Genomic DNA, 15779 nt, shown 5'->3' with positions numbered 1-15779 from the left:
CTCTGACGGAACGCCGTCCGCACCAACCTACGAGTGCTCCGCCTCCAGACATCGCACGGTGCTGCGGTGCGCGCAGCGCACCCTACGGCCGCTCTCCTTCCAGCACGATCAACGCCTCGTCTTCCTGCTCCAGCCGCCGCAGCTCGCGGAACAGCAACTGACCTTCACCCAGCATCATCACGTTGCGAAGGCTCTGGAAAATCCGGCTGGCATAACCCAGATCGTTCATCAGGGAACTGGTCATCAGGCCATCCAGCTCGCCACTGCGCACCGAATTGAACAGCCGGGTACGGAAGCTGCCATCGAAGGCCGCGGCCTTTCCGTCCAGCCAGGCCAGGCGCTCGTTCCAGGCCTGCTCCGGCAGGTCGGAACGGCCCAGCTCGCGCAGCTCATGGAGCATCGCCAGCAGGTGGCGACGCAGGTCCACGTAGGCATCTCGAAGGGGCGACGGCTCCTGGTCCAGATAGCGGCCGAGGTTCTTCTGCAGGTGCTTGGCATCCTTCACTGCATCCACCAGTTGCAGCGCAGCCAGTTGGCAACTGACCCAGAACTGCTGGTGTGCCTCGTCCAGAGGCAGATCGAGTCGACCCATGAAGCTCAGCAGATCGCCGTACACACCCTTGATATGCCGCTGGTAGAGCGCTTCCGCATCCAGATGATGGCGCTCCGGCCGAGCCTGCAGCAGGCGCTCGTCGCCTTGCGCCTTGGCCAGCTGATCCACCGGCAGATAGAGCGCGTGACAGATCACTTCCATGCTCAAGCGCCCGAGATGGCGCAGCTCGCGCACCACGGCGCTGGCGGCGGCATCCACCGAGTCCAGCGCGCGTTCGTTGAGGTAGCGCGCCCGTGTGCGCAACAGCTCCTCCGGCCCGGCAGCCAATTCGGTGATCAGCACCTGGGGCTCTTCGCGCTCCGGCAACCAGCGCACCAGCCAGTGCGCAAGACGTTCCTGAAGTGGCCAGAACAACAGCACCCCCATGGCGTTGATCAGGCTATGGAACATGGCCAGCTGGATCAGCTCGTTGTCGCCCAGTCCGGTGAGACCGGCGATCCGATCAACCAGCCAGCTCAATGGCCCCAGCAGGATGAAAGCCAGGCTGCAGGTGACCACGTTGAACAACACATGGGCCAGCGCCAGCCGCTGCCCACTGCGGTTGCCGCCGAGGGAGCCCACGAAGGCCGTGGTGACGCTGCTGCCGACGTTGGAGCCGATGGCGATGGCAAACCCCTGGGCGAGGTCCAGCTGACCGCCTGCCAGGGCCGCCAACGTCAGCATCAGGGTCGCGTGGCTGGATTGCAGCACCACGGTCACCAGCAGCCCCACCAGGGCGAATAGCAGGCTGCCCATCAGCCCGTCCGCCTGGTAAGCGGTGAAGTCGAGGCCGTCGCCGAAACTGGCGAAACCGTCCTTGATCTGGTCGATGCCGAGGAAGATGAAGGCAATGCCGAGGACGATGCGTCCGGCCGCCTTGCTCTTTTCGCCAAGGAAACCGCCGAGGACGCCGAATACCAGCAGCGGCAGCGCCAGCGGGCTCAGGCTGAGGTTCTGCCCCGCCAGGGCCAGCAGCCAGATGCCGCTGGTAGCCCCCAGGTTGGCGCCAAAGAGGATGGCGATGCCGCCAGCGAGCTGGATCAGCCCGGCACTGATGAAGGCGATGGTGAGCAGCGACACCAGCGTGCTGGATTGCAGCAGCAAGGTGCCGCAGATGCCGAACATCAACCCCTTGAAGTTGGTGGAGGTGCTGCTGGCCAGCAGTTGCTCGAGTTTGCCGCCAGCGAGTTGGCGTAGCCCCTCCTCCAGGCACTGCATCCCGAACAGGAACAGTGCGAGACCAGCGCAGAGTTCCAGCCAGCCGGAGCTGAACCAGAAGCTCAACGCCAAGCCGATGGTGGCCAGGATGAGCAAGACGATGCGGGAGTAGTGCTTCACGGGCGGTATTCCTTCACCAGACAGAGCCCAGCTATTACCCGATGCGGCCGCCAATCGGCAACCCGCACGGAGCCCGAAAACGCCGACGGCCCCGAAGAGGGGCCGTCGCGATGGAGCCGCAGGAACGGATCAGTCTCGCTGGTAACCGCTTATGGTGCAGCCCAGGCAGCGCACGAAGGCCTCTCTGCCCGGCTCGACAACCAGCGCATTGGCCGCATCCTCGACATTACCGCCCAGAGCGGAGAACGGCAGGCTGATGATGAACAGGCCTGCGCCGATCACGGTGGCGCCGATCAGCAGCGGGCGAGCGATCAGGATGTCGCCGGCCATGCTGTAACCGCTGGGGGCGTTGGCGGTGTACATCGGGTCGCCACTGACGTTTTCCTGTACCACTTCCGCATTAGCCGGCAGCGCCAGCAGGCCAGTGGTCAGCGCCAGGACAGCAGCGGTTGTGCGGAGCAGGTTCATACGGGCGATCCTTCAGATAGTGGTGTACGAAAAACTATAACAGCGCATGGCACATTGGCAGCGTGACGGCCTTCAATCGCCATTGAAAGCGTAGTCGGGTTTTTTCGGCACGTAAGGACGGTAGAAGGCCAGCAATTGGAGCAGATCGGCCTGCTCGTCACCGGTGGTGTAGAACGGCTGGCCGATCACCACCCGGCGATTGACGTAATCCAGGGCCGCCGGCACCACCGGCACGTCAGCGCCACGGGCGATGTGGTAGAAGCCCATCTTCCAGCGCTCCACCCGCTTGCGGGTGCCTTCGGGCGAGATGATCAGCATGAACTCGCGGCTCTGGCGGAATTGCTCCACTGCCTGATCCACCATGTTCAGCTTGAGGTGGCGGTGGATCGGCACCCCGCCCCAGCGCTTCAACAGACCGCCGAAGGGCCGGCGGAACAGCGTGTGCTTGGCGAACCAGTGGCCATTCAGGCGCAGGACGAACTTCACCGCGAGGAAGATCACGAAGTCCCAGTTGGAGGTGTGATGGGCGCCGATCACCACAAACTTGTCGAGGGGCGGCATGCGTCCCTCGATACGCCAGCCCATCAGGCGCAGCATGCCGTGGCCGATCGCCTCGGCAAAGGGATTGGGGGGCAGGTAGTTACCGTACATAGGACAGACTTCTTTCTTGTTCTAGAAATGCTCGGCGCCGAGTCTGGCGACCCGGCGAAGGATCAGCGTTGGCAGCGCGGACAATAGACGCTGGCGCGTTGGCCGAGACGGATTTCCCGCAGGGTCGAACCGCACTGCTTGCAGAACGCGCCAGCGCGGCCGTAGACCCAGAGCTCCTGCTGGAAGTAACCGGGCTTGCCGTCACCACCGACGAAGTCGCGCAGGGTGGTGCCGCCGCATTCGATGGCCTGGGCGAGGATGCGTTTGATCTCCTCGGCCAGCTTCAGGTAGCGCGCCCGCGAAATGGAGCCCGCTTCGCGACGCGGGTCGATCCCTGCGGCGAACAGCGCCTCGGTGGCGTAGATATTGCCGACCCCGACTACCACTGCGTTATCCATGATGAAGGGCTTAACCGCCATGCTGCGGCCGCGGGACAACTGGAACAGGCGGTCGCCGTCGAACAGCCCGGTCAGCGGTTCCGGCCCCAGGTGACGCAGCAGCTCATGATTCAGCGGGTCGTCGCTCCAGAGCAGCGCGCCGAAGCGACGCGGGTCGGTGTAACGCAGGGCCATGCCCGATTCCAGCTCGATATCCACATGTTCATGCTTGGCCGCGACCAAGCCGGCCTCCACCAGGCGCAGGCTACCGGACATGCCGAGGTGGCTGATCAGGGTGCCGACCTCGGCCTGCAGCAACAGGTACTTGGCGCGGCGCTCCACCAGCAGGATGCGCTGGCCGGACAGGCGCACATCGAGGTCTTCGGGAATCGGCCAGCGCAAACGGCGCTCACGCACGATCACCCGACTAACGCGCTGGCCTTCGAGGAAGGGCGCAATGCCACGACGGGTAGTTTCGACTTCGGGTAATTCAGGCATCGGAATCTCGGTACTCGGGCGCGGCTCAGCTCACGCCAAGCTCGCGGATGCTTTCCTTGAGGTTCTCAAAGTCGTACTCCGACAACCCGACATAGTCCAGCACCTGCGCGCGAATGCTCATCCACTCGTAATCCTCTGGCTGGTTGCCCAGCACCAGATGCGAGGCGCAGATGTGCTCGGCCATCTTGAGGATGGCCAGCAGCGTCTTGAGCTGGGCATCGCGAGCGGAATCGTCGGTGAAGATCGACAGTGCGTTGTGGTGGTTGGCGATCGCTTCGCAGAGATGCTCCGGCAGGCGCCAGGAGCGCGCCGTGAAGAAACCGACCACGGCGTGGTTGGTATTCAGCAGGCGATTCTCGGTGTCCACCACGCGGCGCTCGGGGCCAGCACTGGCGTAGGCTTCTTCCAGCACCATCATGTAGTCGGGGAAGCGCTTGAGCATCAGCGGGATGCCGCAATTGTGGAACAGGCCGAGGGCATAAGCCTCGTCGGCGGACTGGTAACCGATGCGCTTGGCCAGCGTCAGGCTGGTCATCGCGACGTCCTGGGCCGTGTCCCAGAAGCGGTTCAGGGTAAGGATGGTCTCATCGCTCATCTCGCCCTTGATCGACTGCGCGTTGATCAGGTTGATCACCGTGTTGCAGCCGAGCAGGTTCACTGCCTGCTGGATCGAGGCGATGCGGTTGGTCAGGCCGAAAAAGGGCGAGTTGACGATCTTCAGCAGCGCGCCGGACAGGCCCGGGTCCTGGCTGATCAGGCGGGCGATGGATTTCAGGTCCGGGTTGGGCATGACCTGCTCCATTTGCAGGTCGACCATGATCTGAGGTTGCGGCGGCACACTGATGCCCTGCAGGACCTGACGGATCTGATCTGCGGATAGTTCTTGAGCCATGGGAATGAGAGGGAAGTTTGACCGAGTCGACAGTCTACCCGGTTGCACCAATCACTTGCTCGGGATTTCCAGGCATTTTCCGACCATCGTGCCAGGTCGCCTACAGCACCGCCGGGCGGCCCCCGGAGCCTGCGCGGGCTGGGGTATAATCCCCGCCTTTTTTCCGGAGAGCGACACATGTCCCTGCCCAGCCTGCGCCTCAAAGCCAACGCCGATCGACGCCTGCGCGCCGGCCACCTGTGGGTCTACAGCAACGAAGTGGACGTGGTCGCCACCCCGATGAGCCTCTTCCAGCCGGGCGACCAGGCCATCCTCGAAGCCGCTGGCGGCAAGCCCCTGGGCGTGGTCGCCATTTCGCCGAACAACCTGATCTGCGCCCGCCTGGTGTCCCGTGACATCAAGCACAGCCTGGACAAGTCCCTCCTGGTGCATCGCATCAACGTCGCCTTGAGTCTGCGCGAGCGCCTCTTCGACAAGCCCTTCTACCGCCTGGTCTACGGCGACTCCGACCTGCTGCCGGGCCTGGTGGTGGACCGCTTCGGCGATCACCTGGTGGTGCAACTTGCTTCCGCCGCCATGGAGCGCAACAAGGACGCCGTGCTCGACGCCCTGGTGCAGGTCCTCAAACCTCGCGGCGTGCTCTGGAAGAACGACTCCAGCGCGCGTGACGCCGAAGGCCTGGAGCGCTACGTGGACACTGCCTTCGGTGTGGTGCCCGAGTGGGTCGCCCTGGAAGAGAACGGCGTGAAGTTCGAGGCCCCGGTCATGGAAGGCCAGAAGACCGGCTGGTTCTACGACCACCGCATGAACCGCGCGCGCCTGGCGCCCTACGTGAAGGGGAAGCGCGTCCTCGACCTGTTCAGCTACATCGGCGGCTGGGGCGTGCAGGCCGCGGCCTTCGGCGCCAGCGAAGTGTTCTGCGTCGACGCCTCCGGCTTCGCCCTCGATGGCGTGGAGCGCAACGCGACCCTCAATGGCGTGGCCGAACAGGTCACCTGCGTGGAAGGTGACGTGTTCGAAGCCCTCAAGGAACTGAAAGCCGCCGAAGAGCGCTTCGACGTGGTCGTCGCCGACCCGCCCGCCTTCATCAAGCGCAAGAAGGACCTGAAGAACGGCGAGGCCGCCTACCGCCGCCTCAACGAGCAAGCCATGCGCCTGCTGAACAAGGACGGCATCCTGGTCAGCGCCTCCTGCTCCATGCACCTGCCGGAAGACGACCTGCAGAACATCCTGCTCAACAGCGCCCGCCATCTGGATCGCAATATCCAGCTGCTGGAGCGCGGCGGCCAGGGTCCAGACCACCCCGTGCACCCGGCCATCGCCGAGACCCGCTACATCAAGAGCCTGACGGTTCGCCTGCTGCCGAACAGCTAAGCACCTCCGCCCAGCATCGGGCCGGCCGCTGCGCCGGCCCGACCGCCAGCCTTTCCCTGCCGGCCGGGCCCGGCGTAGAATCGGGCCATTCCTCGCCAACCATCCTCCGGCGGGCCAGTGAGCTTCGGCCGAGCGAGCGGTGACCCCGCCCCGCCTTCCGGCCACCACCGACCGAATGGCCATCTGCCGTTTGCATCCGGTATGTTGCGCGCTCACGATGAGACTCTTATCGATACCTGATTAGCCGCAGGAAACCGTCATGCCCGATTACCGCTCGAAAACCTCTACCCACGGCCGCAACATGGCCGGCGCCCGTGCCTTGTGGCGCGCCACCGGGATGAAGGACGAGGACTTCAAGAAGCCGATCATCGCCATCGCCAACTCCTTCACCCAGTTCGTGCCCGGCCACGTGCACCTGAAGGACCTGGGCCAGTTGGTCGCCCGCGAGATCGAAAAGCACGGCGGCGTGGCCAAGGAGTTCAACACCATCGCCGTGGACGACGGCATCGCCATGGGCCACGACGGCATGCTCTATTCCCTGCCGAGCCGCGAGATCATCGCCGACTCCGTGGAATACATGGTCAACGCCCACTGCGCCGACGCCATCGTCTGCATCTCCAACTGCGACAAGATCACCCCCGGCATGCTGATGGCCGCCCTGCGCCTGAACATCCCGGTGGTCTTCGTTTCCGGCGGTCCGATGGAAGCCGGCAAGACCAAGCTGGCGAACCACGGCCTGGACCTGGTGGACGCCATGGTGGCTGCCGCCGACGACTCCTGCTCCGACGAGAAGGTCGCCGAGTACGAGCGCAGCGCCTGCCCCACCTGCGGTTCCTGCTCCGGCATGTTCACCGCCAACTCGATGAACTGCCTGACCGAGGCCCTCGGCCTGGCGCTGCCGGGCAACGGCTCCACCCTGGCCACCCACAGCGACCGCGAGCAGCTGTTCCTGCGCGCCGGCCGCCTGGCCGTCGAGCTGTGCCAGCGCTACTACGGCGAAGGCGACGAGTCCGTGCTGCCGCGCAACGTCGCCAGCTTCAAGGCGTTCGAGAACGCCATGACCCTGGACATCGCCATGGGCGGTTCCACCAACACCATCCTGCACCTGCTGGCAGCCGCCCAGGAGGCGGAGATCGACTTCGACCTGCGCGACATCGACCGTCTGTCCCGCAAGGTCCCGCAGCTGTGCAAGGTGGCGCCGAACATCCAGAAGTACCACATGGAAGACGTGCACCGCGCCGGCGGCATCTTCTCCATCCTCGGTGAACTGGCCCGTGGTGGCCTGCTGCACACCGACGTGCCCACCGTGCACAGCCCGAGCATGGCGGACGCCATCTCCCAGTGGGACATCACCCAGACCCAGGACGAGGCCGTACACACCTTCTTCAAGGCCGGCCCGGCAGGCATCCCGACCCAGACCGCATTCAGCCAGTCCACCCGCTGGGCGACGCTGGACGACGACCGCGCCGAAGGCTGCATCCGCAGCGTCGAGCACGCCTACTCCCAGGAAGGTGGCCTCGCGGTTCTTTACGGCAACATCGCCCTCGACGGCTGCGTGGTGAAGACCGCCGGCGTGGACGAGTCCATCCATGTGTTCGAAGGCACCGCGAAGATCTTCGAAAGCCAGGACGCCGCGGTGAAGGGCATCCTCGCCGACGAAGTGAAGGCCGGCGACGTGGTAATCATCCGCTACGAAGGCCCGAAAGGCGGCCCGGGCATGCAGGAAATGCTCTACCCCACCAGCTACCTGAAGTCCAAGGGGCTGGGCAAGCAGTGCGCCCTGCTCACCGACGGCCGCTTCTCCGGCGGCACTTCGGGCCTGTCCATCGGCCACGCCTCGCCTGAAGCAGCCGCCGGTGGCGCCATCGGCCTGGTGGAGGACGGCGACCGGATCCACATCGACATCCACAACCGCACCATCCAGTTGCTGGTCAGCGATGAAGAGCTGTCCCACCGCCGCCATGTGCAGGACAAGAAGGGCTGGAAACCGGTCGCGCCGCGCGCGCGCAAGGTGACCACCGCACTGAAGGCCTACGCCCTGCTCGCTACCAGCGCCGACAAGGGCGCGGTGCGCAACAAGGCGATGCTGGACCACCTGTAAGCTCCGGCAACACGAAAGCCCGGCAAATGCCGGGCTTTTTTGCTTCTTGTGGGGGCGATTTCAATCGCCAGGGGAGGCGCAACCACCCGCGAGGCGATGGCGGACCTTCGGTCTGCCTGGCGAATGAATTCGCCCCTACAGAGCTCAGTCCCGCCATCAAACCTGACCACTCAGGTAGAATCGCCGCTTTTTTGCGGTCGATCGCCATGACTTCACTGGAAAAGCCCCCCGTCCCCGAGGCTCGCAACGAGCTGCTCTACGGCCTGGACGACAAGCCGCGCCCGCTGGCAGCCCTGCTCGCTGCCCTGCAGCACCTGCTGGCCATCATCGTTCCCATCGTCACCCCCGGCCTGCTGATCTGCCAGGCGCTGGGTGTCTCGGCGCGGGATACCAACCTGATCGTCTCCATGTCCCTCGTGGTATCGGGCATCGCCACCTATGTGCAGTGCAAGCGCTTCGGGCCGTTCGGCGCCGGGCTGCTGATCGTCCAGGGCACCAGCTTCAACTTCGTCGGCCCGCTGATCGCCGGCGGCGCGTTGATGGTCAAGCAGGGCACACCGGTCGAAGCGGTCATGGCCGCTATCTTCGGCGTGGTGATGGCCGGTGCCTTTGTCGAGATGGGCATCTCCCGCGTGCTGCCCTTCGTCAAGCGCCTGATCAATCCGCTGGTGACCGGCATCGTGGTGCTGATGATCGGCCTGACCCTGATCAAGGTAGGCCTGATCAGCATGGGTGGCGGCTTCGGCGCCATGGCCAACGGCACCTTCGCCAATGGTGAGAACCTGCTGCTGTCCGGCACCGTGCTCGGCGTGATCCTGCTGCTCAATCGAATTCCGCTGGTGTGGATGCGCAGCTGCGCCATCGTCATCGCGCTGCTGGCGGGCTACGCGCTTGCCGCCTGGCTCGGCCGGCTCGACTTCAGCGGCCTGCACGACGCACCGCTGGTGCAGGTGCCAGTACCGCTACATTTCGGCCTGGGCTTCTCATGGTCGCTGTTCGTGCCAATGCTGGTGATCTACCTGGTCACCTCGCTCGAAGCCATCGGCGATGTCACCGCCACCAGCAAGGTTTCGCGCCAGCCGGTGGAAGGCCCGCTATGGATGCAGCGGATCAAGGGTGGCGTACTCGTGAATGGCGCCAACTCCCTGCTGGCCGGCCTGTTCAACACCTTCCCAAGCTCGGTCTTCGCGCAGAACAACGGCGTCATCCAGCTCACCGGCATCGCCAGCCGCCACATCGGCGTCTGGATCGCCCTGATGCTGGTGCTGCTGGGCCTGTTCCCGGCGGTGGCCGGCGTGCTGCAGGCCATTCCCGAACCAGTGCTGGGCGGTGCCGCCATGGTGATGTTCGGCGCAGTGGCCGCTTCCGGCATCAACATCCTCGCCGGCACCACCCTGGATCGCCGCGCACTGCTGATCATCGCCGTATCCCTGGCCTTGGGTCTCGGCGTATCGCAGGTGCCGGAGTTCCTCGCCCATATGCCGGCGGCGCTGCGCAACATCCTCGAATCCGGCGTCGCCACCGGCGGACTTTGCGCCCTGCTGCTGAACTGGTTCCTGCCGGAAAGCCCGGCGCAGTCGCACTAAGTGGCAGAATGGGTCCCATCACTCGATGGGGCCCAGCCATGACCTCCCTCCGAATCGGCCTGATCTCAGACACCCACGGCCTTCTCCGGCCCCAGGCCCTCGCGGCGCTTGAGGATTGCGACCACATCCTCCATGCCGGCGACATCGGCAAGCCCGAAATCCTGGACACCCTGCGCCAACTGGCACCGCTGACTGCGGTGCGAGGCAATAACGACGTGGACGCTTGGGCCGACGTTGTACGCGAGGTCGAAGAGCTGTGGCTGGGGGAAACGGGTATCTACCTGGTGCACGACCAGGCGGACATCCCCGCTGATTTGAAGGAGCGTGGATTCAGCGTCGTGGTCACGGGGCATTCCCACAAGCCGCTGGTTACCGAGCGCGCCGGCTTGGTGCACGTGAATCCGGGCAGCGCCGGACCGCGGCGCTTCAAGCTGCCGGTGTCGGTGGGGTTTCTGCTGATAGAGAAAGGTGAGGTGCGAGCGGAGTTGCGGGAACTGGACTTGTAGGGGCGAATTCATTCGCCAAGGACTGCGCAGCAGTCCCCTACACATTCCACGGCGGCCCTTCGGACTGCTTGGCGAATGAATTCGCCCCTACAACAAGCTTCCTCAGCGCTTTTCCCACACTTCGAACGCGTAGGCCGGCGTGTCCGTCGTCGCCTCGTGCTCGATGCTGGAGGCCAGGCGCCATTCCTGCTGCGACACTTCAGGGAAGAATGCATCGCCTTCCGGGGCCAGCTCCACGCGGGTCAGGTAGAGGCGATCGGCCTGGGCCAGGCCCTGCGCGTAGAGCTCGGCACCACCGATCAGCATCAGCTCCTCGGCCTCTTCCTCGCGCGCCCATGCATCAGCGCGCTCGATCGCGGCTTCCAGGCTCGGGAAGACCTCGGCGCCTTCCAGCACCAGTGAACGCTGGCGACTGACCACCAGATTGAGCCGGCCCGGCAGCGGACGACCCAGGGAGTCCCAGGTCTTGCGGCCCATGATGATCGGCTTGCCGAGGGTCATGGCCTTGAAATGCTTGAGGTCCGCTGGCAGATGCCAGGGCAGTTGGTTGTCGCGACCGATCACGCGGTTCTGCGCGAGGGCGGCAATCAGGGAGAGGGGCAGGGTCTTTTTCATGGCGGCGAGAATACCGATTGCCGTCCTGGAGAGAAAGCAAACGGAGGTTTGGGCGTCCCTGGAATCGGTTTCCGGCATGGCCTGTGCATACCTGAAATCGCCGACTCAGCGGGCAACCTCCATTCGTCGCCAATCATTTTTCTGACCACATGGTCAGCTACGTGTTCTGCGTTTTTAGGAGAATTTGCCTGATTTTTTGCTGGCAATAGGCGAAAAAGATCGCCTAAAAAATTGTATACAAAGCACTAGTCAATGGGCCGAATAATTGTCTACAGTTGCCAGCACAATAACAAAACCGAGATCCCACCATGACAGTCCCAACCGCAAGTCCGTCTCCGGTGCAACGACCGGAAGATGAAAACCTCGGCATTGGAGCCAACCTCGCCTACGGTCTGCAGCATGTGCTGACCATGTATGGCGGAATTGTCGCGGTACCCCTGATCATCGGCCAGGCCGCCGGGCTGTCGCCCGCGGACATCGGCCTGCTGATCGCAGCCTCACTGTTCGCCGGTGGCCTGGCCACCTTGCTGCAAACAATCGGTCTCCCCTTCTTCGGCTGTCAGCTACCCCTGGTGCAAGGCGTGTCCTTTGCCGGCGTGGCAACCATGATCGCCATCATCGGCAGCAACGGCGCCGGCGGCATTCCAGCCGTACTCGGCGCAGTAATCGCCGCCTCACTGATCGGCCTGCTGATCACCCCGATATTCTCGCGGATCACCAAGTTCTTCCCGCCGCTCGTGACCGGCATCGTGATCACCACCATCGGCCTCACCCTGATGCCCGTTGCGGCACGCTGGGCGATGGGCGGCAACAGCCAGTCGCCGGAGTTCGGCAGCGTGGCCAACGTCAGCCTCGCCGCCTTCACCCTCGCCACCGTGCTACTGCTGAGCAAGCTGGGCAGTGCCAGCATCTCGCGCCTGTCGATCCTCCTGGCGATGGTCATCGGCACCGTGACTGCGGTGTTCTTCGGCATGGCGGACTTCTCCAACGTGCTTGAAGGCCCGCTGGTGGCCATGCCCTCGCCGCTGCACTTCGGCATGCCGGAATTCCATGTCGCCGCGATCCTGTCGATGCTGATCGTGATCATCGTGACGTTGGTGGAGACCTCGGCGGACATCCTTGCCGTAGGCGAGATCATCGGCACCAAGGTCGATTCCAAGCGTCTCGGCAACGGCCTGCGTGCCGACATGATTTCCAGCTCCCTGGCCCCGCTGTTCGGTTCCTTCACCCAGAGCGCCTTCGCCCAGAACGTCGGTCTGGTAGCCGTCACCGGCGTGAAGAGCCGCTATGTGGTCGCCACCGCCGGCCTGATCCTGGTGACCCTTGGCCTGCTGCCGGTGATGGGCCGCCTGATCGCCGCCGTGCCCACTTCGGTACTGGGAGGCGCAGGTGTGGTGCTGTTCGGTACCGTCGCCGCGTCGGGCATCCGCACCCTGGCGCAGGTGGACTACCGCAACAACATGAACCTGATCATCGTCGCCACCTCCATCGGCTTCGGCATGATCCCGATCGCGGCGCCGACCTTCTACCACCACTTCCCGGCCTGGTTCGAAACCATCTTCCACTCCGGCATCAGCTCGGCCGCCATCATGGCCATCCTGCTGAACCTCATCTTCAACCACCTGAAGGCTGGCAACTCGGACCAGCAGTCGGTGTTCGTCGCCGCCAGCGAGCGCACCCTGCGCTATCAGGACATCGCCGCCCTGAACGAGGGCGACTATTTCCGCGACGGCAAGCTGTACGACTGCGACGGCAACGAAGTGAAAGTGGTGTCCGAACATGACGATCATCACGACGCGCCATCAACACCCCGGGTGAAGGTGGCGGCCAGTTCCCATAGCCACTGACAGATGAAGGCCGGCGCCCAGCGCCGGCCTTCTCTTTTGATGATGGGGCCGCTTCCAGCGGTTATTCTCAACGCTCACCCTTGGCCAAGAAGCCCTTCGTGAGCGAACCCAATCCAGCCTCCCTTCCCTCCCTTTCCCGCCTCGACCGGCTCTGGCTCACCGAGGCCATCCGCCTGCGCGAAGAACACGCCGGTCCCCTCGAAGACGCCGAGGCAAACCGCCGCGCCAATGCCGCCGGCGGAAACCTGGCCGCACGCATCGAAGCCCGTGCCCTCTGGCTGGCCCAGCGCGACGGGCAGCTCCAGGCCCTGCAGCACTGGCGCCAGGGTGCACGACTCGCCGGCCTGGTGCTGCTGCTGCTCGCCCTGGTCAGCGGCGCGGGCCTGGCGGTTGCTGCGCTTGGCGATGGCCAACGCCCGGTGAACCTGTTCTGGGCATTGGGCAGCCTGCTCGGCCTGCACCTACTGATGCTGCTCGGTTGGGCCCTGTCGTTTTGTCTCGGCAGCAGCGCCAGCGTGCTGGGTCGCATCTGGCTTTGGCTCAGCGGCAAGCTCGCCCGCGACGCCCAGGCTGCGCATCTGGCCCCCGCACTGCTCCTGTTGCTGCAGCGCCAACGCCTGACCCGCTGGGGTCTGGGCACCCTGGTTCACGGCGTCTGGCTGCTGACCCTGGGCAGCGCCCTGGCGGTCCTCCTCCTCCTGCTCGCTACCCGTCGTTACGGTTTCGTCTGGGAAACCACCATTCTCGGCAGCGACACCTTCGTCTTCCTCACCCAGGCCCTCGGCGCGCTTCCCAGCTTGTTCGGTTTCAGCCTGCCGGATGCCGCAACCATTCGCGCCAGCAGCAGTGTGGTCGGCGAAGAGGCCGCGCGCCAGGCCTGGTCAGGCTGGCTGCTGGGGGTCACCTTCACCTACGGCCTGCTACCGCGCCTGCTGCTGGGGCTGTTCTGCTTCTGGCGCTGGTCACAAGGACGTGCACGCCTTGGCCTCGACCTCAGCCTGCCTGGCTACAGCTTGCTGCGCGAACGCCTACAGCCAGCCAGCGAGCGCCTGGGCGTTTGCGATGCCGCCCCGGTCGAACTGGTCGAACCGCGCGCCGGCAGCCTGAATGGCGCCAGCCAGGGCGCCCTGCTGGTGGCGATCGAACTGGATGACCGCCGCCCCTGGCCGCCGCCCCTGCCCAAGGGCGTCGGTGACGCCGGCGTGCTGGATAGCCGCGAACAGCGCCAGCGCCTGCTCGATCAGCTCAGCCGCTTTCCTCCAGAACGCCTCGCGGTGGCCTGCGACCCTCGTCGCTCGCCGGATCGCGGCACCCTGGCATTGATCGGCGAACTTGCGCGCAGCGCCGGCCGAACCCGCATCTGGCTGCTGCCCCCGCCCTCCGGCGAGGCCCTGGATAGCCAGCGCCTGGAAGACTGGCACCAGGCACTCGATCGTCTGGCTTTACCCCATGCCCAGGGCGCCCCCCTGCACTGGCTGGAGACGGGCCATGACTAAACCCTTGAAGCTCGCCGTGGTGGGTCACACCAACGTGGGCAAGACCTCCCTGTTGCGCACCCTGCTGCGTGATCGTTCGTTCGGCGAGGTGTCCCATCGCCCCAGCACCACCCGGCATGTGGAAGGGGCGCGACTGTCAGTGGACGGCCAGCCATTGCTGGAGCTTTACGACACGCCGGGCCTGGAAGATGCCATCGCCCTTCTCGATCACCTTGAACGGCTGGATCGCCCCGGCGAACGCCTGGATGGCCCCGCCCGCCTCGCCCGCTTCCTCGACGGCAGCGAAGCACGCCAGCGTTTCGAACAGGAGGCCAAGGTGCTGCGCCAACTGCTGGCCTCCGACGCCGGGCTCTATGTGATCGACACCCGCGAGCCAGTCCTGGCCAAGTACCGCGATGAGCTGGCAGTGCTCGCCATGTGCGGGCGACCGCTGCTGCCCGTGCTGAATTTCGTCGCCAGCGAGAACCACCGTGAAGCCGACTGGCGCGAAGCCTTGGCCCGCCTGGGCCTGCATGCACTGGTGCGCTTCGACAGCGTGGCACCTCCACTGGATGGCGAAGAGCGGCTCTACGACAGCCTGGCCCTGCTGCTGGAACGCGCCCGCCCGCAGTTGCAGCGGCTGGTGGACGACCACCAGGCGCAACGCCGGTTGCGCCTGGAAGCCGGTAGCCGCCTGATCGCCGAACTCTTGCTGGACGTCGCCGCTTGCCGCCGCAGCGTGCCGGCCCAGGAAGCCGCCCTCCAGGCGGCCACCGAGGCACTGCGCCAGCAGGTGCGCCAGCGTGAGCAACGTTGCGTGGAAGCCCTGCTGCGGCTCTACGCCTTCGCTCAGGACGATGCCGCCACCAGCGACCTGCCGCTGCTGGGCGGCCGTTGGGGCGACGATCTGTTCAATCCGGAAACGCTCAAGCAACTGGGCGTGCGACTGGGCGGTGGCATGGCCGCGGGTGCGGCGGCCGGCGCCAGTGTCGACCTGCTGGTAGGCGGCCTTACGCTCGGTGCAGCAGCCGCTCTCGGAGCCATCGCCGGCGGCGCCTGGCAGACCTTCGGCCACTATGGCGAACGGCTGCTGGGCAAGATCAAGGGACAACGCGAACTGACCGTGGACGACGCCATCCTGCGCCTGCTGGCCTTGCGTCAACGGCAGTTGCTGGCGGCGCTCGACGTGCGAGGCCACGCGGCGTTCGAGGCAGTGCGCGTCGACACGCCGGAGGCAAGGCAGTGGCAGGAAGGCAAGCTACCGGCGGTGCTGGGCAAGGCCCGCGCCCATCCGGAATGGTCGTCGCTGAATCCGGGGGCCGAGTTGGAACAGGCGGAGCGCCAGGGGCAGGTAGCGACCCTGGCCACTGGCCTCATGCCCTGACGACATACCGGCGGCAAGGACTTACCGAAAACCCTCCGCTCCCGTAGGATTGGCCCGCCGCTCCAACAGGGCCCA

General features: G+C 65.3%; 13 protein-coding genes. 7 read left to right on the top strand and 6 right to left on the bottom strand.

The features are described 5' to 3' along the window. Window positions 1–82: 82 nt before the first annotated feature. The 5 genes from MnOB_RS10240 to MnOB_RS10220 all read right to left on the bottom strand — a co-directional run bounded on the left by MnOB_RS10240 (window position 83) and on the right by MnOB_RS10220 (window position 4816). Window positions 83–1930 (bottom strand): Na/Pi cotransporter family protein, encoded by a 1848-nt coding sequence (locus MnOB_RS10240; protein ID WP_077524115.1) that lies wholly within the window; start codon window positions 1928–1930, stop codon window positions 83–85. 129 nt (window positions 1931–2059) lie between these two features. Further along, entirely contained in the window at window positions 2060–2398 is a 339-nt protein-coding gene (locus tag MnOB_RS10235; protein WP_077524114.1) for a multidrug transporter, read from the bottom strand. A 72-nt stretch (window positions 2399–2470) separates the two neighbouring features. Continuing rightward, window positions 2471–3049, bottom strand: coding sequence for a lysophospholipid acyltransferase family protein (locus MnOB_RS10230; protein ID WP_077524113.1), 579 nt, complete (start codon window positions 3047–3049; stop codon window positions 2471–2473). A gap of 62 nt (window positions 3050–3111) precedes the next feature. Beyond that, on the bottom strand, window positions 3112–3924 hold the full coding sequence (gene mutM, locus MnOB_RS10225) for a bifunctional DNA-formamidopyrimidine glycosylase/DNA-(apurinic or apyrimidinic site) lyase (RefSeq protein WP_077524112.1): 813 nt from the start codon (window positions 3922–3924) through the stop codon (window positions 3112–3114). Window positions 3925–3949: 25 nt separating this feature from the next. Beyond that, window positions 3950–4816, bottom strand: coding sequence for an HDOD domain-containing protein (locus tag MnOB_RS10220; RefSeq protein ID WP_077524111.1), 867 nt, complete (start codon window positions 4814–4816; stop codon window positions 3950–3952). 177 nt (window positions 4817–4993) lie between these two features. Between MnOB_RS10220 and MnOB_RS10215 the strand changes: the two genes are divergently transcribed. The 4 genes from MnOB_RS10215 (at window position 4994) to MnOB_RS10200 (ending at window position 10383) form a co-directional block, all read left to right on the top strand. Then, window positions 4994–6190: a class I SAM-dependent rRNA methyltransferase gene (locus MnOB_RS10215; protein WP_077524110.1), complete on the top strand. Its 1197-nt coding sequence runs from the start codon at window positions 4994–4996 to the stop codon at window positions 6188–6190. 259 nt (window positions 6191–6449) lie between these two features. Further along, window positions 6450–8291: a dihydroxy-acid dehydratase gene (gene ilvD / locus MnOB_RS10210; RefSeq protein WP_077524109.1), complete on the top strand. Its 1842-nt coding sequence runs from the start codon at window positions 6450–6452 to the stop codon at window positions 8289–8291. Window positions 8292–8497: 206 nt separating this feature from the next. Further along, complete coding sequence (locus MnOB_RS10205; RefSeq protein WP_077524108.1) at window positions 8498–9877, top strand: nucleobase:cation symporter-2 family protein; 1380 nt, start codon at window positions 8498–8500, stop codon at window positions 9875–9877. Window positions 9878–9915: 38 nt separating this feature from the next. Beyond that, a complete protein-coding gene (locus MnOB_RS10200) occupies window positions 9916–10383 on the top strand; it encodes a metallophosphoesterase family protein (protein WP_077524107.1) in 468 nt (155 codons plus the stop codon). A 102-nt stretch (window positions 10384–10485) separates the two neighbouring features. Here the strand turns inward: MnOB_RS10200 and MnOB_RS10195 are convergent, their stop codons facing one another. Next, window positions 10486–10998, bottom strand: coding sequence for a dihydrofolate reductase (locus MnOB_RS10195; protein ID WP_199824518.1), 513 nt, complete (start codon window positions 10996–10998; stop codon window positions 10486–10488). A gap of 308 nt (window positions 10999–11306) precedes the next feature. Here MnOB_RS10195 and MnOB_RS10190 point away from each other — a divergent pair, with 308 nt between their 5' ends. The 3 genes from MnOB_RS10190 to MnOB_RS10180 all read left to right on the top strand — a co-directional run bounded on the left by MnOB_RS10190 (window position 11307) and on the right by MnOB_RS10180 (window position 15704). Beyond that, on the top strand, window positions 11307–12845 hold the full coding sequence (locus MnOB_RS10190; RefSeq protein WP_077524106.1) for a nucleobase:cation symporter-2 family protein: 1539 nt from the start codon (window positions 11307–11309) through the stop codon (window positions 12843–12845). A 98-nt stretch (window positions 12846–12943) separates the two neighbouring features. Beyond that, window positions 12944–14341, top strand: coding sequence for a DUF2868 domain-containing protein (locus MnOB_RS10185; RefSeq protein WP_077524105.1), 1398 nt, complete (start codon window positions 12944–12946; stop codon window positions 14339–14341). Next, on the top strand, window positions 14334–15704 hold the full coding sequence (locus tag MnOB_RS10180; protein ID WP_077524104.1) for a GTPase/DUF3482 domain-containing protein: 1371 nt from the start codon (window positions 14334–14336) through the stop codon (window positions 15702–15704). The genes MnOB_RS10185 and MnOB_RS10180 overlap by 8 nt, the downstream gene beginning before the upstream one ends. The last annotated feature ends 75 nt before the right edge of the window (window positions 15705–15779 follow it).

Origin of the sequence: Metapseudomonas resinovorans (genome assembly GCF_002003485.1) — a bacterium.
In the GTDB taxonomy this organism is placed as follows: domain Bacteria; phylum Pseudomonadota; class Gammaproteobacteria; order Pseudomonadales; family Pseudomonadaceae; genus Metapseudomonas; species Metapseudomonas resinovorans_D.
The sequence above is the reverse complement of the archived record's forward strand: the minus strand, read 5'-3'. Positions and strand labels throughout refer to the sequence as shown.